16 protein-coding genes and 1 tRNA gene are annotated in these 21834 nt (G+C 67.1%); 10 read left to right on the plus strand and 7 right to left on the minus strand.

The features are described 5' to 3' along the window. Window positions 1-135: 135 nt before the first annotated feature. From EZ313_RS20465 to lptF, 5 genes are read right to left on the minus strand one after another with little or no spacing between them, the layout of a single operon-like run. On the minus strand, window positions 136-1308 hold the full coding sequence (locus EZ313_RS20465) for a pyridoxal phosphate-dependent aminotransferase (protein ID WP_135265158.1): 1173 nt from the start codon (window positions 1306-1308) through the stop codon (window positions 136-138). After that, window positions 1298-2242, minus strand: a complete 945-nt coding sequence (locus EZ313_RS20470; RefSeq protein WP_135265159.1) for a CysB family HTH-type transcriptional regulator — start codon at window positions 2240-2242, stop codon at window positions 1298-1300. Before EZ313_RS20470 ends, EZ313_RS20465 begins: the two co-directional genes overlap by 11 nt. A 42-nt stretch (window positions 2243-2284) precedes the next feature. After that, on the minus strand, window positions 2285-2656 hold the full coding sequence (locus EZ313_RS20475; protein WP_135265160.1) for a sirohydrochlorin chelatase: 372 nt from the start codon (window positions 2654-2656) through the stop codon (window positions 2285-2287). Continuing rightward, window positions 2653-3750: an LPS export ABC transporter permease LptG gene (gene lptG / locus EZ313_RS20480; RefSeq protein WP_135265161.1), complete on the minus strand. Its 1098-nt coding sequence runs from the start codon at window positions 3748-3750 to the stop codon at window positions 2653-2655. Before lptG ends, EZ313_RS20475 begins: the two co-directional genes overlap by 4 nt. After that, the gene (gene lptF / locus EZ313_RS20485) at window positions 3747-4847 is read right to left on the minus strand and encodes an LPS export ABC transporter permease LptF (RefSeq protein ID WP_135265162.1); all 1101 of its coding nucleotides are present in this window, start codon (window positions 4845-4847) and stop codon (window positions 3747-3749) included. Before lptF ends, lptG begins: the two co-directional genes overlap by 4 nt. Before the next feature lie 43 nt (window positions 4848-4890). Between lptF and EZ313_RS20490 the strand changes: the two genes are divergently transcribed. The 10 genes from EZ313_RS20490 (at window position 4891) to EZ313_RS20535 (ending at window position 20146) form a co-directional block, all read left to right on the plus strand. Next, window positions 4891-6402: a leucyl aminopeptidase gene (locus EZ313_RS20490; RefSeq protein ID WP_135265163.1), complete on the plus strand. Its 1512-nt coding sequence runs from the start codon at window positions 4891-4893 to the stop codon at window positions 6400-6402. Window positions 6403-6406: 4 nt separating this feature from the next. Continuing rightward, window positions 6407-6838 (plus strand): DNA polymerase III subunit chi, encoded by a 432-nt coding sequence (locus tag EZ313_RS20495; RefSeq protein ID WP_135265164.1) that lies wholly within the window; start codon window positions 6407-6409, stop codon window positions 6836-6838. A gap of 1 nt (window position 6839) precedes the next feature. Next, the gene (locus tag EZ313_RS20500) at window positions 6840-7142 is read left to right on the plus strand and encodes a hypothetical protein (protein ID WP_135265165.1); all 303 of its coding nucleotides are present in this window, start codon (window positions 6840-6842) and stop codon (window positions 7140-7142) included. A gap of 173 nt (window positions 7143-7315) precedes the next feature. Continuing rightward, the gene (locus EZ313_RS20505) at window positions 7316-8440 is read left to right on the plus strand and encodes a branched-chain amino acid ABC transporter substrate-binding protein (protein WP_135265166.1); all 1125 of its coding nucleotides are present in this window, start codon (window positions 7316-7318) and stop codon (window positions 8438-8440) included. A 271-nt stretch (window positions 8441-8711) separates the two neighbouring features. After that, the gene (locus EZ313_RS20510; protein WP_205960447.1) at window positions 8712-14753 is read left to right on the plus strand and encodes a HAMP domain-containing protein; all 6042 of its coding nucleotides are present in this window, start codon (window positions 8712-8714) and stop codon (window positions 14751-14753) included. Next, window positions 14750-16828 (plus strand): hybrid sensor histidine kinase/response regulator, encoded by a 2079-nt coding sequence (locus tag EZ313_RS20515; RefSeq protein ID WP_135265167.1) that lies wholly within the window; start codon window positions 14750-14752, stop codon window positions 16826-16828. Before EZ313_RS20510 ends, EZ313_RS20515 begins: the two co-directional genes overlap by 4 nt. A gap of 52 nt (window positions 16829-16880) precedes the next feature. Continuing rightward, window positions 16881-16971: transfer RNA gene (locus tag EZ313_RS20520), tRNA-Ser, on the plus strand. Window positions 16972-17153: 182 nt separating this feature from the next. Further along, window positions 17154-18137, plus strand: coding sequence for a tripartite tricarboxylate transporter substrate binding protein (locus EZ313_RS20525; RefSeq protein WP_135265168.1), 984 nt, complete (start codon window positions 17154-17156; stop codon window positions 18135-18137). 7 nt (window positions 18138-18144) lie between these two features. Beyond that, window positions 18145-18621 carry a tripartite tricarboxylate transporter TctB family protein gene (locus EZ313_RS20530; RefSeq protein ID WP_135265169.1) on the plus strand — a complete coding sequence of 159 codons (477 nt, stop codon included), beginning with the start codon at window positions 18145-18147 and terminating at the stop codon, window positions 18619-18621. A 37-nt stretch (window positions 18622-18658) separates the two neighbouring features. Continuing rightward, the gene (locus EZ313_RS20535) at window positions 18659-20146 is read left to right on the plus strand and encodes a tripartite tricarboxylate transporter permease (protein ID WP_420849331.1); all 1488 of its coding nucleotides are present in this window, start codon (window positions 18659-18661) and stop codon (window positions 20144-20146) included. A gap of 33 nt (window positions 20147-20179) precedes the next feature. Here EZ313_RS20535 and EZ313_RS20540 read toward each other — a convergent pair whose 3' ends face one another. Together EZ313_RS20540 and EZ313_RS20545 are read right to left on the minus strand one after the other, a co-directional pair. Further along, a complete protein-coding gene (locus tag EZ313_RS20540) occupies window positions 20180-21067 on the minus strand; it encodes a hypothetical protein (protein WP_135265171.1) in 888 nt (295 codons plus the stop codon). 242 nt (window positions 21068-21309) lie between these two features. Then, window positions 21310-21810: a MarR family winged helix-turn-helix transcriptional regulator gene (locus EZ313_RS20545; protein ID WP_135265172.1), complete on the minus strand. Its 501-nt coding sequence runs from the start codon at window positions 21808-21810 to the stop codon at window positions 21310-21312. Window positions 21811-21834: the final 24 nt, after the last annotated feature.

Genomic DNA, 21834 nt, shown 5'->3' on the forward strand with positions numbered 1-21834 from the left:
GCCCAAAAGAGACGGATTGTCCGGGCGCCGCCGAACGGCTGAGTGTCAGCCGGCGTGATGAGCCCGCAGTGCCGATGCACGTCGCGGGTGCAGGCGGCGTCCTACATCGCGCTCTGGGGCTTCAGTGCGCCGGCGCTACAGCCGGGCCAGCCGAGCCAGGGCTTCTTGCAGGGTCTCGTCGCGCTTGGCGAAGCAGAACCGCACGACGCGCTGGTCGAAACCGCCGCCGTAGAACGCGGACAGCGGGATGGCCGCGACGCCGATCTCGCGCGTGAGCCACAGGCAGAACTCGTCTTCCCGCAGGTCGCTCACGGCCGAGATGTCGACGCACTGGAAGTAGCTGCCCTCGCTGGGCAGCATGCGAAGGCGCGTCTTGCGCAGCCCATCGCGGAAGAGGTCACGCTTGCGCTGGTAGAACGCCGGCAACTCGAGATAGGGCTCCGGCCGGGCCATGTACGCCGCCAGGCCGTGCTGGACCGGCGTGTTCACGGTGAACACGTTGAACTGGTGGACCTTGCGGAATTCCGCGCTCAGCGGCGCGGGTGCCAGCACGTACCCGACCTTCCAGCCCGTCACGTGAAAGGTCTTGCCGAAGCTGGACACGATGAAGGCGCGTGCGGCCAATCCGGGAAAGCTCGCGGCGCTCTGGTGCCGGTGGCCGTCGAACACCATGTGCTCGTAGACCTCGTCGCTGATCAGGAGCACGTCCGTCGGCGCCAGCAGGTCCTGCAGCCGCAGCATCTCCTCACGTGTCCAGACGGTGGCGCTGGGGTTGTGCGGCGAGTTGATCAGGATCGCGCGGGTGCGCGGCGTCAGCGCCGCCGCGATCCGGTCGAAGTCGGGGCGGAAGGTGCCCGGCACCAGCGGAACGCGCACCACGGTGCCGCCGGCCAGCTCGATGTTCGGCACGTAGCTGTCGTAGCAGGGCTCCAGCACGATGACCTCGTCGCCCGGACGCACGACGGCGAGGATGGCCGTGATGATGGCCTGCGTGGCGCCGGCCGTGATGGTCACTTCCGATCCCGAGTCGTACCGGCGTCCGTAGAGCGCCTCCACCTTGGAAGCGACTGCCTCGCGCAGCGAGGGCACGCCCGTCATCGGGGGGTACTGGTTCAGGCCGCGCGTCATAGCGTCGGTGACGGCCTGCACCAGCTTCGGATCGCATTCGAAATCGGGGAATCCCTGTCCGAGATTCACGGCCCCCGTCTCGGTTGCGAGGGCGGACATGACGGTGAAGATGGTCGTGCCGACGTTGGGCAGCTTGGTCTGCACGGACGGCGTCCGCACGGCGGTGGCATCAGAGCTCATAGTCGTTCACGTGGCCGGTCATGGCCTTGGCGATCAGGTTCCGGTCGAGGCGGCTGGACAGCAGCTCGGCGAACTGGAAGACGAAGTTGCGCAGGTATGCACCGCGCTTGAACGCGACACGGGCGACGTTCTGTCCGAACAGCGTCCCGAGCGGCCGCACGGCGAGGTCCGCATTCTGGCCGTCGTCGCGCACCGCCATCTCCGCCACGATGCCGATGCCCAGGCCGAGGCGCACGTAGGTCTTGATCACGTCGGAGTCGATCGCTTCCAGCGCGATGCGCGGCTCCAGCTTGCGATGCGCGAAGGCCGTGTCGATGCGGGTGCGGCCGGTGAAGGACGGGTGGTACGTGATGATCGGTTCGGACGCGAGGTCCTCGAGGCTGATGCGCTCCTTCTTGACCAGCGGATGGTCCAGCGGCATCACCAACACGTGCTGCCATTCGTAGCAGGGCAGGGTGACCAGCTCCTGGTAGTCGGAAAGCGATTCGGTGGCGATGCCCACTTCCGCCGTCTCGTCGATCACCATCCGCGCCACCTGGTCGGGCGAGCCCTGGTGCAGGCTGATGTTGACCTTGGGGTAGGCCTCGCGCAGCTTGGCCACGGGCACCGGCAGCACGTAGCGCGCCTGCGTGTGCGTCGTCGCGATCGAGAGCGTGCCGCTGTCCTGCGCGCTGAACTGCTCGCCGATGCGTTTGAGGTTGCCGACCTCCCGCATGATCAGCTCGATGCTGCGCAGCACGTGCTGGCCGGGTTCGGTGATGCGCTTCAGGCGCTTGCCATGCCGGGCGAAGATCTCCACCCCGAGTTCCTCTTCCAGTTCGATGATGGCCTTCGAGACCCCGGGCTGGGAGGTGTGGAGGGCCTTGGCCGCCTCGGTCAGGTTGAGGTTGCGGCGGGCGGCTTCCTGGACGAAACGGAACTGGTGCAGGTTCATGCCAGACGAATCTTAAGCAGGAACCTATTATGCAGGATCAGTCTAAGGGTCGGCTTGCAGGACGGCATTTGCGAGCAAGTCGAGGACGTCCGCTCGCTCCCCAACCGATGGCAGCAGGTGGACCGAGACGCCGGGATGCGCGACCCGCGCCGCTTCCACCAGCCGCGGCAGGTCCTTGCGCGCGTGCTTGCCGACGCCCAGGAACATCGGCAGCACCGTGACGCGGTCCGCTCCGCCGCGCGCGAGTTCCGTCATGGCGGCGGCGAAATCGGGCGCCTGCAGTTCCAGGAACGCGCAAATCACCGCCGTGTCCGGCGAGAGCTCGCTGATACGAAGGGCGAGTGCGTCCATCGGCTCGCGCCACGCCGGGTCGCGCGACCCGTGCCCGAACAGGATGACCGCGGGCCGCGTCATCGTCGCAGGACCAGCCAACTGAAGGCGGCCAGCGACAGCAGCGAATAGAGCAACCCCGGCGCCGCGGCGGTCAGCCAAGGCCACCAGTTGCGCAGGTTGCCGACGTAGCCGAACACGTTGTTCAGCAGGAAGAAGCTGATGCCGATCAGCACGCCGCCGAACACGTACGTCGTGATGCCGCCCGAGCGGAAATGCAGGTACGCGAAGGGAAGGGCCAGCACCACCATCACCAGGCAGCTGAGCGGATAGAACACTTTCCGCCAGAACTCGATCTCGTAGCGCTGCGAGGTCTGGCCGTTCTGCTCCAGGTGCTGGATGTAGTTGAACAGGTCGAGCGTGCTCATGCGATTGGGCCGCAGCAGCGCCACCGACACCATCTCCTGCGTGATCTCGGTCTTCCAGCGGACTTCCGCCTGCGTGCTGCGCTCCACCCGCGGCGCGCTCCCACGCGTGAGGAAGCGGGTGATCTCCGCGTCGTGCAGCAGCCAGCCGCCGCGGGCGAAGGTGGCCTTCCGCGCCGCGGTGATGCTCACGAGGAAGCCGCGCTCGTCGGCCTCGAACAGCCGCACGTTCTGCATCGAACCATCCGGCGCCAGCGCCGAGACGTTCACGTTGTACGTGGATTGCTGCTGCCGCTCCTTCAACCACGCGCCGGTCTGGCCGATGCTGATGCGGCCCTGGTAGCGGGCGCGCAGCAGCTGCGCGGCTTTGTCGGCGGCCGGCGCCAGGTAGTCGCCTGCCGCGAACGTCAGGCCGGTGAACACCAGTCCCAGCGCCAGCAACGTGCGAAGGGCCCGGCCCGGGCCCAGGCCGCTGGTGCGCAGGATCGTGTATTCGGAACTTTGCGCGAGACGCGCCATCACGAAGATCGTTCCGATCAGCACCGCGATGGGCATCAGCTCGTAGAGATGGCTGGGCAGCAGCAGCGTCACGTAAAGCAGCGCCTGCGTCAGCCGATAGGGGCTGACGCCACGGCCCACGTTGGGCAGTTCCTCGACGAAGTCGAAGAAGAAGAACAGCGCCAGGAAGCCGGCCGCCACGAACAGCACGGAGGCCAGCACCTCGCGGTAGACGAGGCGGCGGATCGTCTTCAAGGCGCGGCCCTCGTCGCAGGCCGCTGGAGCCGCCGCAACGCCCAGTTGTTGTGCTGTTTCCCGAGCCACAGCGCCGCCAGCAGGAAGGCGCCTCCGTGCAGGCCCGCCATGAACGGGACGAACCCGACGCGGCCCGACGCGATCCAGCTCTGGCCCAGGTTGAGCAGGTTGAAGTAGACGATGAAGGCGAACAGCGCGAACACCAGGTTGCCGCTGCGGCCCGCACGCGGATTCACGCTCGACACCGTGATGGCGATCACCACGAAGTTGAACGCGGCCAGCGCGAGGCCCACGCGCCAGGCCAGTTCGCCGAGGTTGCTCTGCGTGGGGTCCGAAACCAGGGCCATCGTCGAACGCGCCTTGGTCGGCAGGTTGTCCTGCGGGCCGAGCCGCGCGGCGCCGACCTGGTTGCCCAGCTCCTGGAACTCGCTCACCTTCAACTCGCCGCCTTCGACGGCCGTCTCCAGCCGCTGCCCGTCGGAGAGCAGCAGGAACTGCTGGTCGCCTTCGGCCACCACGCGGCCGGTCCTCGCCGCCGTGACCGTCTGCTTTCCCTTCTCGACGGTGGAGATGAAGATGTTCTTCCCCGACTTGTTGTCCGGCGTGTCCTTGTCCAGGAAGAACACGCGCGTGCCGCTGGCCGATTCCTGGAACTGGCCGGGCGCCACCCGCTCCAGGTCGCCGCGGCTGCCGTAGCGCTCCTTCAGTTCCTGCGTCTGCCGGTTGGCCCAGGGCCAGACCAGGAGTGCGAGGACCGCCACGGCCGCGAGGATGGGCCATGCGAATCCGAGCAAGGGCCGCAGCAACGCGGAGAGGCCGCGTCCGGCGGAGAACCAGATCACCATCTCGCTGTCGCCGTACATGCGCGAGAGCGTGCCGACGATGGCGATGAACAGGCACAGCGTGAGGATGGGCGGCAGGTAACCGAGCACCGTGTAGCCCATGACCATCATGATTTCCTGCGGGTTGACGCTGCCGCGGTTGGCCTGGCCCAGCGTGCGGATCAGGGTCATCGTCATGACGATCGTGACCAGCACCACCAGCGTCGCGCCGAAGCTCCGGGCCAGCTCTTTGCGCAGGGAGGAATGGAATAACATCGGCGCGGACCGCTGAACTCGCGAACGAAAAGACCCGTCGATTATGGACTTCGAACTCAAGACCCTGGGGCTGGCCGAAGCGGCCGCACAGAAATGCGATGCCCTGGTGGTGGTGGTGCCGGAGGACTTCAAGGGATCGGGCGATCCGCTGTCGCGGCTGGCGCAGGACGCGCGCAAGGCCGGCGACTTCGAACCCAAGCCGGGCAAGCTGCTGCAGGCCTATCGCATGCCGGGCGTGGCCGCCGGGCGTGTCGTGCTGGCCGGCGCGGGCGACGGCTCGGGCAAGCGCGTGCAGGCCGCGGTGCAGGCTGCGGTGTCGGGGCTGCGCTCCAAGTCGATCAAGCGGCTCGTCATCTGCCTGCCGCCGGACGCGGGCGACGATGCGGTTCGGGCCGCCGTCGCGGCCACGGCCGAGGCGAGCTACGTCTACGTCGCGACCAAGAGCAAGCCCGAAGGGCGGGAACTGGATCGCGTCACCATCGCCGTGGCGCAGGACGCCGCGCAACTGCGCGCCGCTTTCGATTCGGCGCGCGCAGCGGCCAATGGCATCGAACTGGCGCGCGAACTCGGCAACCTGCCACCCAACCTGGCCACGCCCACCCGGCTCGGTGACGAGGCCAGGAAACTGGCGAAGGCCCACGGCTTCCAGTGCGAGGTGCTGGGCCCCAAGGAGGTCGCCCGCCTGGGCATGGGCTCCTTCATGGCCGTCGCGCGCGGTTCGGAAGAGCCACTGCGCTTCATCGTGCTGCGCTACCAGGGCGCAGCCGCCTCCGAATCGCCGGTGGTGCTGGTGGGCAAGGGCATCACCTTCGACAGCGGCGGCATCTCCATCAAGCCGGCCGGCGAGATGGACGAGATGAAGTTCGACATGGGCGGGGCCGCGAGCGTGCTGGGCACTTTCCGTGCGCTGGGCGACATCCGTCCCGCGGTCAACGTGATCGGGCTGATTCCCAGCTGCGAGAACCTGCCCGACGGGCGGGCGCTCAAGCCGGGGGACGTGGTCACCAGCATGAGCGGCCAGACCATCGAGGTGCTGAACACCGACGCGGAAGGGCGGCTGATCCTGTGCGACGCGCTGACGTACGCGGAGAAGTTCAAGCCGCGCGCGGTAGTCGACATCGCCACGCTCACGGGCGCTTGCGTGATCGCGCTGGGCGGGGTGCGCAGCGGCCTGTTCTCCACCGACGACGGACTTGCCGGCGCGCTGCAGCAGGCCGGCGACGCGGCCTTCGACCTGTGCTGGCGGATGCCGCTGGACGACGAATACGGCGAAGGGCTGAAGACCAATTTCGCCGATGTGGCCAACGTGGCCGGGCGGCCCGGCGGCGCGATCACGGCGGCCAAGTTCCTGCAGCGCTTCGCCGCCAAGTACCCGTGGGCGCACCTGGACATCGCGGGCACAGCGTGGAAGGGCGGTGCGGCCAAGGGTTCCACCGGCCGGCCCGTCGGCCTGCTGGTTCAATACCTCCTGTCGCAGTCGCAAGCCCGGGGTGGCGCGCGCGCAAGCAAGGCAGCGCCGCGGCCTGCTCGAAGGAAGGCAGCCGCGGCCCGGTGAAGCCATGACGGAAGTTGCGTTCCACTTCAACGCGCCGGACAAGCTGGGCTACGCGTGTCGCTTGCTGCGCAAGGCGTTCGGCGCCGGGTCGCAGGTCGTGGTGACGGGCAGCCCGGAGTTGCTGCGTGAGCTGGATACCAGCCTGTGGACTTTCGGTGCGCTCGAATTCGTGCCGCACTGCCACGGCGACTCGCAGGGCCAGCGCGTGCAGGCACGCAGCCCCATCGTGCTCGCCGAAGCGCCGCGCACGGCGCCGCACCAGCAGGTGCTGGTCAACTTGGGCGAGGCCGTGCCCGACGGCTTCGAGCGTTTCGAGCGTCTCATCGAAGTGGTGACGCAGGACGACGCCGATCGCAACCAGGCGCGCCAGCGCTGGAAGCACTACGCCGACCGTGGCTACGCCATCGTGCGGCACGACCTGGGGCAGGCACGCTGAGATGGCCTCGCGCACTCCGCCCCGTTTCGTGCCCACGCTCACCGAAGTGGTGCCGGGCAGCGCCGCGCCGCCCGCAGGCGAGAAGCTGAACGAGGAGCAGCTGGTGCATCGCGTCATGCAGCGCGTCGATCTCACCCTCGACAAGCGCCTGCGCGAGGCGATCGCCAGCGTGGTGCTCGAGCACAGTCGCCAGCTCGCGCCCGCACTGCGCGAGCAGATCGAGGCGGTGGTCGCGAAGGCCGTGTCCGAAGCGATCGCCGAGGAGCTCGGCGTCGAGGGCGGCGACCCCGAAACGCAGCGCTGAGCCACGCTGTTTTCTCGCGTCCGGAAGGCCGCGCAGCATCGCGCAACGCGCGACCCGCACGACCGGTTGTCCTGCGCTTTCCCCTATGGTTTGGGTCCGGAAATTGCGATATGTTCGCGCCCGTTGAGCTCACAACACATCTCAACCCTATCCCCACTTTCGGAGGTTTCCCCATGCAAATGAAGATCAAGCTGACGGTTGCCGCCGCCGTCGCCGCCCTGTGCGGCGTCGCCGCCGCGCAGCAGGTGGTCAAGATTGGCCACGTCGCTCCCCTTTCCGGTCCGCAGGCGCACTACGGCAAGGACAATGAGAACGGCGTCCGCATGGCGATCGAGGAGCTGAACGCCCAGGGCGTCACCATCGGCGGCCAAAAGGTCAAGTTCGAGATCCAGGCCGAGGACGACGCCGCCGACCCGAAGCAGGGCACGGCCGCCGCCCAGAAGCTGTGCGACTCCAAGGTCGCCGGCGTGGTGGGACACCTGAACTCGGGAACCACGATCCCCGCCTCCAAGATCTACAACGACTGCGGCATCCCGCACGTCACCGGCGCGGCCACCAATCCCGCCCTGACCAAGCCGGGCTACAACACCACCTACCGCATCATCGCCAACGACAACGCCCTGGGCGCCGCCCTGGCGCTGCACGCGGCCGACAAGCTCAAGCTGAAGAAGGTCGCCATCATCGACGACCGCACGGCTTACGGGCAGGGCGTGGCCGAGGTGTTCAAGAAGACTGCGCAGTCCAAGGGCATGCAAATCCTCGACGAGCAGTTCACGACCGCCCAGGCCACCGACTTCATGGCCATCCTGACCGCCATCAAGGCCAAGAACCCCGAAGCGATCTTCTTCGGCGGCATGGACCCGCAGGCCGGTCCGATGCTGCGCCAGATGGAACAGCTGGGCCTGTCGAACGTCAAGTACTTCGGCGGCGACGGTATCTGCACCAACGAGATCATCAAGCTGTCCGCCGGCGCCAAGACGCTGGAGAACGTCATCTGCGCCGAAGGCGGCGCCTCGCTGGACAAGATGCCCGGCGGGAAGGCCTGGAAGGAGAAGTACGACAAGAAGTACCCCGGCCAGTTCCAGGTCTACAGCCCGTACACCTACGACGCCACCTTCGTGCTGGTCGACGCGATGAAGCGCGCCAACTCCACGGATCCCAAGAAGTACATCCCGGAGCTGAAGAAGGCCAACTACAAGGGCGTGACGGCCACCATCGCCTTCGAGCCCAACGGCGAGCTGAAGAACTCGGCGACCACCCTGTACACGTACAAGGGTGGCAAGAAGGCGCCGCTCTGAGCGAGTGCCTCATCCATGAGAGGGCCGCCGCAAGGCGGCCTTTTTTGTTGCATCCCTGGGTGCGCAGGGCACCTACTTTCACGTCTCTCGGGCTGCCTGCTGAACTGTAGTACCGCCTGCCCTCTTACTGTAGGCGCGTTCCTACACCCCGCGCCAGTACTGGCTTTGCAGGCCATCGGTGCATGGACGAGGTTGCCTCATCCGTCAGAAATCACTACCCTGCGCCACCTCCCGTCTCCGTGACGGGCGCTTACGTGTTGGGGACGAATCAATGGAAGTAGTAGCAAAACTCCCGATCAGTGAGCAGCGCGATGCCGAGCTGGGTCTCCTGCTCAAGGCGCTGGGCGCGTTCCGTCGGGGGGAGGGCGGGGTGACGCTCCCGAACGACTGGGACGGCGTGTACGGCAAGATCGCCGCCGAATTCAACGAGCTGTCGTCGCAGACGGCTCGCACGACGCACAAGCTCAAATCAGTCGAGACGGTTTCCCGCCTGGGCGGCAAGGGCAGTCGCAGGATCGAGGACGGCAAGCTCACCGGTTTCTGGCAGGACAACGTCGCGGTCATCAACCTGCTCGTCGACGAGCTGGAGCTAAATGGCGACAACACGCGCGCCCTGCTCAAGGCGCTCACCGACCTGAGAAAAGGCAACGCGAAGGCCCAGCTCCCGCCGGATTGGTCCGGCGTCTTCGGAAAGGTCGCGGACGCCTTCAACGACGTCGTGGCCGAGAACGTGCGCATGGCGCAGGAACTGTCGCGGCTGTCGCGCGTTGTCGGCAAGGAGGGCAAGCTCAAGGAGCGCGCCCAGCTCGCCAACGCAAGCGGCTTCTGGCGCGACTCCGCCGAATGCATCAACTCGCTGATCGGCGACCTGGTTCACCCGACGTCGGAAGTGGCGCGCGTGATCGGCGCCGTCGCGCAGGGTGACCTGTCCAAGTCGATGGCCCTCGAGGCCGATGGCCGGCCGCTGGAAGGCGAGTTCCTGCGCACCGCCATGATCATCAACAAGATGGTGCAGCAGCTGGGCACCTTCGCCGCCGAAGTGACGCGCGTGGCGCGGGAGGTGGGTACCGAAGGAAAGCTGGGCGGCCAGGCCGATGTTCAGGGCGTCGCAGGCACCTGGAAGGACCTCACCGATTCGGTGAACTTCATGGCGTCCAACCTCACGGCCCAGGTGCGCAACATCGCGGACGTGACGAAGGCGGTGGCTGCCGGCGACCTGTCCAAGAAGATCACGGTGGACGTGAAAGGTGAGATCCTGGAGCTGAAGAACACCATCAACACCATGGTGGACCAGCTCTCCTCGTTCGCCTCGGAAGTGACGCGGGTGGCGCGGGAAGTGGGTACCGAAGGCAAGCTGGGCGGCCAGGCCGACGTGCAGGGCGTGGCGGGTACGTGGAAGGACCTGACCGAGTCGGTGAACTCCATGGGCTCGAACCTCACGGCCCAGGTGCGGAACATCGCCGAGGTGACGACGGCGGTGGCGGCCGGCGACCTGTCCAAGAAGATCACGGTGGACGTGAAGGGCGAGATCCTGGAGCTGAAGAACACCATCAACACGATGGTGGACCAGCTGCGATCCTTCGCTTCGGAAGTGACTCGCGTGGCGCGCGAAGTGGGTACGGAAGGAAAGCTGGGCGGCCAGGCCGACGTGCAAGGCGTTGCGGGCACCTGGAAGGACCTGACCGATTCCGTGAACTCCATGGCCGGCAACCTGACGGCCCAGGTGCGGAACATCGCGGACGTGACGAAGGCGGTGGCCGCGGGCGACCTCTCCAAGAAGATCACGGTGGACGTGAAGGGCGAGATCCTGGAGCTGAAGAACACCATCAACACCATGGTGGACCAGCTCTCCTCGTTCGCGTCGGAAGTGACGCGCGTGGCGCGCGAGGTGGGCACCGAAGGCAAGCTGGGCGGCCAGGCGGACGTGAAGGGCGTCGCCGGCACCTGGAAGGACCTGACCGACAACGTGAACTTCATGGCCGGCAACCTGACCGCCCAGGTGCGCAACATCGCCGACGTGACCAAGGCGGTGGCCAACGGCGACCTGTCCAAGAAGATCACGGTGGACGTGAAGGGCGAGATCCTGGAGCTGAAGAACACCGTGAACACCATGGTGGACCAGCTGCGATCCTTCGCCGCGGAAGTGACGCGCGTGGCGCGTGAAGTGGGTACGGAGGGCAAGCTGGGCGGCCAGGCCGACGTGCAGGGCGTGGCGGGGACGTGGAAGGACCTGACGGAGTCGGTGAACTCCATGGCGTCCAACCTCACCGTGCAGCTGCGGGACGTGTCCAAGGTGGCCACCGCCATCGCCACCGGCGACCTGACGCAGAAGATCACCGTGGAAGCCCGCGGCGAGATCCAGCAGATCAAGGACGTGATCAACACCACGGTGGACCAGCTCTCGTCGTTCGCGGCCGAGGTGACGCGGGTGGCTCGCGAGGTGGGTACCGAAGGCCGGCTGGGCGGCCAGGCCGACGTGCAGGGCGTGGCCGGCACGTGGAAGGACCTGACTGAGTCGGTGAATTCGATGGCGTCCAACCTCACGGTTCAGCTGCGGGACGTGTCCAAGGTGGCCACGGCCATCGCCATGGGCGACCTGACGCAGAAGATCACGGTGGACGTGCGCGGCGAAATCCTGCAGATCAAGGACGTGATCAACACCATGGTGGACCAGCTGCGGTCGTTCGCGTCGGAAGTGACGCGGGTGGCGCGCGAGGTGGGCACCGAAGGCAAGCTGGGCGGCCAGGCCGACGTGCAAGGCGTGGCCGGCACCTGGAAGGACCTGACGGACAACGTGAACTTCATGGCCGGCAACCTGACGGCCCAGGTGCGGAACATCGCCGACGTGACGAAAGCAGTGGCGGCCGGCGACCTCGGCAAGAAGATCACGGTGGACGTGAAGGGCGAGATCCTGGAGCTGAAGAACACCATCAACACCATGGTGGACCAGCTCTCCTCGTTCGCTTCGGAAGTGACGCGCGTGGCGCGTGAAGTGGGCACGGAGGGCCGCCTGGGCGGACAGGCCCAGGTGAAGGGCGTGTCCGGCACCTGGAAGGACCTGACGGACAACGTGAACTTCATGGCCGGCAACCTGACGTCGCAGGTGCGAGGCATCGCCAAGGTGGTGACGGCCGTGGCCAACGGCGACCTGCAGCAGAAGCTGACGGTGGAGGCCAAGGGCGAGATCGCCGCGCTGGCCGAGACCATCAACTCCATGACCGACACGCTGGCCACGTTCGCCGACCAGGTGACCACGGTGGCGCGCGAAGTGGGCGTGGAAGGCAAGCTGGGCGGCCAGGCCAAGGTTCCGGGCGCGTCGGGCACCTGGAAGGGCCTGACGGAGAACGTGAACCAGCTCGCGGCCAACCTCACGACGCAGGTGCGGGCCATCGCCGAGGTGGCCACCGCGGTGACGCAGGGTGACCTGACGCGATCGATCACGGTGGAGGCGCTGGGCGAGATGGCCGCGTTGAAGGACACCGTGAACGAGATGATCCGCAACCTGAAGGACACCACGCAGCTGAACACCGAGCAGGACTGGCTCAAGACCAACCTGGCCAAGTTCTCGCGGATGCTGCAGGGCCAGAAGGACCTCGTGGCGGTGGGCCACCTGATCCTCTCTGAGCTGGCGCCAGTGGTGGGCGCGCAGCAGGCCGAGTTCTACGTGCTGCGCTACACGTCCGACCAGCCGCGCCTGCGCCTGATGGCCAGCTATGCGTCCGACGGACACGGCGCCTACGGCAAGGAAGTGGACCTGGGCGAAGGCCTTGTCGGCCAGTGCGCCTTCGACAAGAAGAAGATCCTGCTGACCTCCAGCATCCCGGAGACGCTGCGCATTTCCTCGGGCCTGACCGAGATGCCGCCGCTCAACGTGCTGGTGCTTCCGATCATCTTCGAAGGGCAGGTGCGGGGTGTGCTGGAGCTGGCGTCGATCGAGCGCTTCAACTCCACGCACCAGCAGTTCCTGGACCAGCTGGCCGAATCGATCGGCATCGTGATCAACACGATCGAGGCCAACATGCGTACCGAGGACCTGCTGACGCAGTCGCAGTCGCTCGCGCAGGAGCTCCAGAGCCGCCAGCAGGAACTGCAGCAGACCAACGAGGAGCTGCAGGAGAAGGCGCGCCTCCTGGTCCACCAGAACCACGAGGTGGAGCGCAAGAACCAGGAAGTGGAGCAGGCCCGCCAGGCGCTGGAGGAAAAGGCCAAGCAGCTGGCGCTGACGTCCAAGTACAAGTCCGAGTTCCTGGCCAACATGTCGCACGAGCTGCGCACGCCGCTCAACTCGCTGCTGATCCTGTCGGACCAGCTGTCGAAGAATCCGGAAGGCAACCTCACCACCAAGCAGGTGGAATTCGCCAAGACGATCCACTCGTCCGGCAACGACCTGCTGATGCTGATCAACGACATCCTGGACCTTTCCAAGATCGAGTCCGGCACGGTGGCGGTGGACGTCAGCGAGCTGCACCTGTCCGACCTGCAGCTGTACGTGGAGCGCACCTTCCGCCACGTCGCCGAAGCCAAGAACGTGGACTTCCACATCCAGACCGGCCTGCAGCTGCCGGCCGCGATGATCACGGACGTCAAGCGCCTGCAGCAGATCCTGAAGAACCTGCTGTCCAACGCGTTCAAGTTCACCCACCAGGGCAACGTGACGCTGACGATCGAGGAAGTGGTCACCGGCTGGAGTTCCGACCACGAGGAACTCAACCGTGCCCAGCAGGTGATCGCCTTCGCGGTGGCGGACACCGGCATCGGCATCTCCGGCGACAAGCAGCAGATCATCTTCGAGGCCTTCCAGCAGGCCGACGGCTCCACCAGCCGCAAGTACGGCGGCACGGGCCTGGGCCTCGCGATCAGCCGCGAACTGTCGAAGCTGCTGGGCGGCGAGATCCGCCTGGCCAGCGCGCCGGGGCAGGGCAGCACGTTCACGCTCTACCTGCCGGTGCACTATCCGTCGACGCGCAGCGCGCGCCGCACCAGTTCGTTCGCCGAGATCCAGCCGGCGCCGCAGGCGCGCCGCCTGCCGCCGCCGCTCCCCGCACCGGCGCCGAAAAAGGAAATCGTCGAGGATCCGCTCGACAACCTGCCGGCCCTGCTGAACGAGGCCGGCGACGACCGGGCCAGCATCCTCGAAGGCGACAGGGTCCTGCTGATCGTGGAGAACGACCTGGGCTTCGCGAAGTTCCTGCTGGACGCCGCGCGGGCCAAGGGCTTCAAGGGCCTGGTGACGTCCGTGGGCGCAGGCGCGCTCACCTTCGCCAACCAGTACCAGATCTCCGCCATCACGCTCGACATGTACCTGCCCGACATGGACGGATGGCGCGTGCTCGATCGCCTGAAGCAGGACTTCATCGCGCGCCACATCCCGGTGTGCGTGATCTCCACGGACGATTCCAGGGAGCGGGCCTTCAAGGGCGGCGCGCTGGCTTTCGTCGAGAAGCCCATCCAGTCCAGGGAGATCCTGGACGACATGCTGGACAAGCTGCGCTCCTACTGCGCCCGCAAGCAGCGCACCGTGCTCGTGGCGATGAAGGACCATGCGGCCCGCGAACGGTTCCTGGGCCACCTGGCCGACGACAACATCACGCCGGTGGTGGTGGAGAGCGCCGGCAGGTTCCTGGCTGCGCTGGACGAGAACCAGTTCGACTGCGTGGTGCTGGAAGACTCGTTCGGCAAGCTCGACACGGCTCAGGTGCGCCACGCGCTGGCCAGCCACTCCGGCCTGGGGCCGCTGCCGCTGCTGCTCTACCGTAACGGGGCGAGCAACGAGTCCGGCCGCTTCTCCTGGCACTCGGACGACCGGGTGACGGTCACCGAGGTGCACACGACGACGCGCCTGTACGACGCGGCCCTCCTGGCGCTCCACCAGAGCGTCGCCCGGCTGCCCGACGCAAAGCGCGCGCTTCTGGAAGAGGCGATCTCCGAGGCCAAGCCGCTGACCGGAAAGCGGGTGCTGATCGTCGACGACGACATGCGCAACATCTTCGCGCTGGCCACCGTCCTTGAAGAGCACTCCATGGACATCGTCTGGGCCGACAATGGGCGCGAGGCGATCAGCCGGGTGGCCAACGATCCCCAGATCGAGGTCGTGCTGATGGACATCATGATGCCGGAGATGGATGGCATGGCCACGATGAAGGAAATCCGCAAGCTGCCGCAGGGCAAGAACCTGCCGATGATCGCCGTCACGGCCAAGGCGATGAAGGGCGACCGCGAGAAGTGCATCGAGGCCGGGGCCTGGGACTATCTTTCCAAGCCCGTGAACACCCATGACCTGCTGACCGTTCTGAGGGCTTGGCTGCACCAGTGACCGCGCGACAGAACACCGAAGCCCAGACCGCGTTCCAGGAGCGCGAGAAGGCCAACATCCTGGTCGTCGACGACCTCCAGGAGAAGCACATTGTTTTCCGGTCGATCCTGGACGAGCTGGGCGAGAACATCGTCAGCGCCCGGTCCGGCAAGGAGGCGCTGCGCTACATCCTCGAGATGGAGTTCGCGGTGATCCTGCTGGACGTCAACATGCCCGACATCGACGGGCTGGAGACGGCCAGCCTGATCCGGCACTACAAGAAGTCGGCCCAGACGCCGATCGTCTTCATCACCGCCTACGTCGACGAACTGCAGGCCAAGCGCGGCTACGCCCTGGGCGCGGTGGACTACATCCCGTCGCCCGTCGTGCCCGAGGTGCTGCGCTCCAAGGTGCGCGTGTTCGTCGAGCTCTGGCGCATGAACCGCCAGCTGCAGCTGCGGGCGGCCGAGCGCGAACAGCTCGCACGCTCGGAAGCGGCGCGCGCAGCGGCGGAGGAAGCCATCCACCGCGCGGACTACCTGGCCGAAGTGAGCCAGGTGCTCTCGCGATCGCTGGAGCTGGAACACACCGTCCGCGCGCTGCTCGATGTATCCGTCCCGATGCTGTGCGACAAGGCGGTCGTGGCGCTGGTCGATTCCGAAGGCAACGTGGTGCGATCACACGGCACGGGCGGCGCCACCGCCGACGGCTTGCCCGAGGGCGCCCGCCAGGCGCTCTCTCGCGCCATCGCCACCCGCCACTTGCAGCTGTGGAAGGACGACGGGGAGGGCGCCGCGTTGTGTCCGTTGACCGCCGGCGAACGCGTGCGCGGCGTGCTGGTCCTGCAAGGCGACCCGCAGCAGTTCGACGGCGCACGGCTGGCGCTCGCGCGCGAAGTCGCGGGCCGCGCGTCCATCGCCATGGAGAACGCGCGCCTGTACAGCGCCGTGCAGGAGGCGGACCGGCGCAAGAACGAGTTCCTGGCCATGCTGGCCCACGAACTGCGCAACCCGCTCGCGCCCATCCGCAATGCGGTGCACATCATGCAGGGCACCGACGTCGACGGCCCCACCATGAACTGGGCACGCGACGTGATCAGCCGCCAGGCCGACCACATGGCGCGCCTGATCGACGACCTGCTGGACGTCTCGCGCATCGTGCAGGGCAAGGTGGTGGTCAAGCCCGAGAAACTGAGCCTGGCCTCGCTGATCGAGCGCTCGGCGGAATCGAGCCTGCCGCGGCTGGAGGCGCGCAACCAGACGCTGGCGATGGAGCTGCCGCAGGAGTCCGTGCTGCTGGAAGGCGACTCGGTGCGGCTGTCGCAGGTGCTGTCCAACCTGATCAACAACGCGTCGAAGTTCTCCCCGGCCGAAAGCCGCATCGCCGTCAAGGCGTCGTACACGGACGGCAAGGTCCGCATCTCGGTGAAGGACGAGGGAACGGGCATCGATCCGGCGTTCCTGCCTCACATCTTCGACCTCTTCGCGCAGGGCGACCAGTCGCTGGACCGCTCGCAGGGCGGCCTCGGCATCGGCCTCACACTGGTCAAGCACCTCGTGGAACTGCACGGCGGCACGGTCGACGCGCACAGCGAGGGCATCGGCAAGGGCACGGAAGTGTCCTTCACCCTGCCCGCGAAGCTGGGCCAGCTTGAGAAGTCGCAGCAGGTCGCGCCCATCACGCCCCGCAAGGCGGCGACCGAGCCGTCCACCGCGTCGCGCATCCTGGTCGTCGACGACCTGATGGCATCGGCCGAGACGCTGATGACGCTGCTGGAAATGGAAGGCTTCCAGGTCAAGGTGGCCAACGAAGGCAAGGCGGCGCTGCAGATCGCGCAGGAGTTCCGGCCCGACGTCGTGCTGCTGGACATCGGACTGCCCGGCATGAACGGCTTCGAGGTGGCGCACCAGCTGCGCAGCCACCCTTCGTCGCAGGACGCGCTGCTGATCGCGCTGACGGGCTACGGCGAAGCCGAAAGCCGCTCGCGCTCGGCCCAGGCCGGCTTCGACTTCCACATGGTCAAGCCGGCCGACGTGAACCTGCTGCTGTCGATGATCGCCAACCCGCAGGAAGCGCGCCGGGCCAAGGTCGCCTGAGCGGCGCCGCCTCTGACGAGCAGGGGCCCGCTGCTACAATCGCGGGCTCGCAGGAGAGGTGGATGAGCGGTTTAAGTCGCACGCCTGGAAAGCGTGTGTGGGTTGATAGCCCACCGCGGGTTCGAATCCCGCCCTCTCCGCCACGCACAGTGAACAGCCCCCGCCAGGGGGCTTTTTTCATTGGGAACCGCGGGGCGTTGATCCGCCAAGCCCTGCCACCGCGCGCGTTGATGAGCATCAGCGCTATGGTTCCCCCTGATTCCCCGTCGTCAGGATGCCCCTAGATTGAGGACCTTCGTCAGGTCGACGACAAGAAGGAGCCTCGATGAAAGCCAGCAAGATCCGCCGTGCGCTTGTCTCTGCAGCGCTTTTGAGCCTCGCATCAGCATGGGCCGCGCCCGCGCTTGCCCAAGCCTATCCGAGCCGGCCGATCACGCTGATCGTGCCTTGGGGCGCGGGCGGCGGCACGGACGCCACGGCTCGCATCATCGGCTCGCTGCTGGAAAAGGAACTCGGCCAGCCCGTGAACGTCGTGAACCGCACGGGCGGCAGCGGCGTCGTGGGCCATGCGGCGATCGCGTCGGCTCCGCCCGATGGCTACACCATCGGCATGGCCACGGTGGAGATCGGCATGATGCACTGGCAGGGCCTGACGGAACTCTCCGGTGCGTCGTACACGCCGATCGGCCTGGTGAACGCCGATCCGGCGGGGGTGCAGGTCCGCGCCGACGCCCCCTACAAGACCATCCAGGACCTGCTCACCGCCATCAAGGCCAATCCGGGGAAGTTCAAGGCGTCCGGCACCGGCCAGGGCGGCATCTGGCATCTCGCGCTGGCAGGACTGCTGCGCGACCAGAAGATCGACCCGGCCGCGGTGCCCTGGGTGCCGAGCAACGGCGCTGCGCCCGGCCTTCAGGACATGGTGGCCGGTGGCATCGAGATCGCCCCGGTGTCGCTGCCGGAAGCCCGTTCGCTCATAGACGCAGGCAAGGTGAAGAGCCTGGCCATCATGGCCGACAAGCCGGCGGCGCTCTATCCCAACGTGCCGACCGTCAAGGCGGCACTCGGCAGCAACTGGACCATGGCCGCGTGGCGCGGCATCGTCGCGCCCAAGGGCATTCCGAAGGACGTCCAGGACAAGCTGGCCGCCGCCATCGGGAAGATCGCCGCCAGCAAGGAATACAACGAGTTCATGACCAGCCGCGGCTTCGGCGTCATCTACGCGCCCGCCGACGAGTTCGGCCGCTTCATGGCCAAGTCGGACGCCGAACTCGGCGCCACGATGAAGGCCGTCGGGCTGGCCAAGTAAGAGGCCGGTGAAACTCAACGACGCAGTCCTCGGCGCGCTCTTCATCGCGCTCGGGGCGGCGGTGCTCTTCGGGGTCCAGGGCTTCCCCAAGATCCCGGGGCAACCGGTCGGTCCGGCGCTCTTTCCGGGCCTGATCGCCACCGGCCTGTGCGTCGCGGGCGCCGTGTTGCTGGTGCAGGGCTGGCGCGGCCGCCGCAACGGCGAGCGGTGGCTCGCGTGGGAACCGTGGGTCCAGTCACCCCGGCACGTGGCCGCGCTCGCGGTGTTGCTCGGCTCCGTGCTCCTGTACATCTTCGCGGCCGGGAAGGTCGGCTTCCTGCCGCTTGCCGTCTTGATCCTGTCGGCTCTGTTCATGACGCTGCGCGTGCCTCCCGGCCGCGCCGTCCTCATCGCCGTCATTGCCGCACTGGTGGTGCACTTCGCCTTCTACAAGCTGCTTCGAGTGCCGCTTCCCTGGGGCGTGCTGACGCCCTATGCCTGGTAGGTGACCCGTGTTCCAGGCAGTCGCCCAGGCCTTCGCGATGGTGTTCGAGCCGTACACCATCGCCGTGATGCTCGGTGCCTCGCTCTTCGGCTTGTTCGTGGGCGCGGTCCCCGGCCTCACGGCGACGATGGCCACGGCGCTGCTGGTGCCCGTCACCTTCTTCATGCCGCCGATCCCCGCCATCGCAGCGATGGTCACCGCCACTGCGATGGCGATCTTCTCGGGCGACATCCCGGGCTGCCTGCTGCGCATTCCGGGCACGCCCGCATCGGCCGCCTACACGGACGAAGCGTTCGCCATGACGCGCAAGGGCGAGGCCGAACTCGCGCTCGGCGCCGGCCTCGTCTTCTCCGCCGTGGGGGGACTTTTCGGGACGGTGGCGCTGATCGTTGCGGCCCCCGCGCTGGCGGAGTTCGCACTGAACTTCAGTTCGTTCGAGTATTTCTGGCTGGTCCTGTTGGGGCTTACCTGCGCCGTCCTCATCACCGGCGACCAGCCGCTCAAGGGCGTCGTGACGCTCCTGCTCGGACTGCTGGTCGCCTGCGTGGGCCTGGGCAACCCCGCGGGTTTCCCGCGCTTCACCTTCGGCAACGCGGAAATGACGGGCGGCATCGGGATGATCCCGATGATGATCGGCATGTTCGCCATCTCCGAGGTGATCCGCTACGTCGTCGACACCAGCCCGCCGGCGGAAGTCGTGGTCGACAAGGTCGGCAATGTGATGCGCGGGCAATGGGCGCTGGCGAAGAAATACCCCGTGCAGATCCTGCGAGGGAGCACCCTGGGCACGGCCGTGGGCGCGCTGCCCGGAGCCGGCGCGGACATCGCCGCCTGGATGTCCTATGCGATGAGCAAGAGGTTCTCGAAGGAGCCCGAGAAATTCGGCACCGGCCATGTCGAAGGCATCGTCGAGTCGGGCGCGGCGAACAACAGCGCGCTGGCGGGGGCGTGGATCCCGGCGCTGGTGTTCGGCATCCCGGGCGATTCGATCACGGCCATCGTGATCGGCGTGCTGTACATGAAGAACATGAACCCCGGGCCGACGCTGTTCACGACCAATCCGCAGAACATCTATGCCGTGTTCCTGCTCTTCATCATCGCGAACATCATCATGGTTCCGCTGGGCCTGCTCTGCATCAAGGTCGCCAAGCGCATCCTGCGGGTGCCGCGCAACGTGCTCATGCCGCTGATCCTGCTGTTCTGCATCGTGGGCACGTTCGCCATCAACAACACGCCGTTCGACGTGGCCGTGATGCTCGTCGCGGGCGTGGTGGCCTACGTGCTGGAAGCGAACCGTTACCCGATCGCGCCCGCGATCCTGGGCGTGGTGCTGGGCGGCATGCTGGAGGAAAACTTCATCACGTCGATGATCAAGTCCGAGGGCGATCTCTCCGCCTTCGTCGGACGGCCGATCGCGGCCGGGCTCGCGGCCCTCACGTTCCTCGTGTGGTTCGCGCTTCCCCTGCTGCGAGCGCTGCGCAGCAGGAGGCAGGCGGCGCTCCGGTCCTCGGCGTCGCCGCGCTGAGGGCAGCTTCCGGCCGGAAGCTGCCGTCCTCGCTTACTGTCGCTTGAGCATGGCGCCGATGACCGCGCCGAGGCCGAGCGCCACCACGGCGGACGTGACCGGCCGAGATGAAATCATGCCGCGCGGTTCGACATCGACCCGATCGCGCTGCCAGGCGGTCCCGTTGCCTTTTTCATCGACGGTGACGTACGCCATGCCGGTCTCCGGACGGCGGCGCTGCAGCCAGAGCGTCGTCAGCAGTGCGCCGGCGCCGAGCATCGCCCCGGCCCCGACGAGTGGACGGGCCTGCACTTCCGAGCGCGCCATGCTGCCGTACTCCTGCGACCTGGCCAGCAGGCGTTGCGTGGCCAGCCGCATCTGCAGAGGCACGGTACTGACCTTGCGCGCCAGCGTGGATGCCGTGGATTCGGCGCCCGCCAGGCCCAGGCTCGCGGCCGCCCCCGCTTTGCCCGCCGCTTCCTGCCCGGTCGCCCGCAGGCCCTGCATGTAGGAACCGGCCGTGTCCGTCCAGCGCCTGGCGGATCGATCAGGTGACGGGCTCGCCTCCCACGTCGGCCGCGTATACGCAGGCACATTGACGACGCGCACCTTCGGCTTCCTGCGCGTGAACACCTTGTCGAGGACCACGCCGGCGCCGACCGCAATGGCAGCGGACTGCAGCGGTTGGGCGTTGATGCGCTCGCGTACCTTGTCTCCATATTGCCGGGCCTGCTCGCCGTACTTGTCCCGGCTGGACATCACGCCCCGGCTCCTGGAATCCAGGCTCTGCTCGACGCTGTCGATGGCCCGGTGGACCGCGGCGGCGAAGCGGTGGATACGCTCACGCGCATCGAACCCGCCCCGGGTGGACGCGTCGTAGCCGACGGGTTTGGCGAGCAAGGCTGCGGTAGTGGTCGAGTCTGAAGTCGTCTGGGTAATCAAGATTTCCTCCAAGATTTGAGAAAGGCGAGCAAGGCGTCATCCCGCTGGAAAAGATCCAGGGCCGGAGACGGAACACCCGTCGCGCGAGAGAGATGGCGGCACCGATGGGTACCGCGATCCGGTGCCTTCAGAAGGCCGGGGTAGTGTCCCCGCAGCGAGCGGTCCGCTCCTCTCATCCGGGGGTATCAACTTGTCAATTAGACGGTGGCCGACGCCATCCTTTGCAGCCGCGACGAAGCGATTCAGGGCAGCTCTTCGTCGTCGGACGCGAAGGCCCCGCCTTCCTCGGCGAGGTTCTTGTGCAGCTCGATCATCTGCTTGAGCGTGGCCTTCAGTTCAGCGGACCGGGCCAGCCCGAAAGGCTCGAGCACGCGATGCTCGTGGACGAGTGCGAGATCGATCAGGCCCGCGACCTGCCGTTCACCCGCTGCGGTGATCGAGATCAGCGTGATGCGCCGGTCGGTGTCGTGCGGAATCCGTTTGATGTGCCCGCGGCTTTCCATGCGGTCCAGCACGCGGGTGAGGGTAGGCTGCTTGAGCACCGTGCGCCGGGCCAGGCTGCCGATGCTCATCGGCTCTGCGCCTGCCAGCGTCGCCAGCACGCGCCATTCGGAAATCGTGAATCCCTTGGACGTGACGGTCCGGTGGAACTCGCCCGAGATCAGGTGGCTCGCCTGCGCCAGCAGCGCGGGCAGGTAGTCGTCCACGAAGGGGCGCTTGTGGGCTTTGGCGGCCTTGCTCATCCCGGAATTCTCCCTCGCGCCGAG

The organism is Ramlibacter henchirensis (genome assembly GCF_004682015.1).
Taxonomy (GTDB): domain Bacteria; phylum Pseudomonadota; class Gammaproteobacteria; order Burkholderiales; family Burkholderiaceae_C; genus Ramlibacter; species Ramlibacter henchirensis.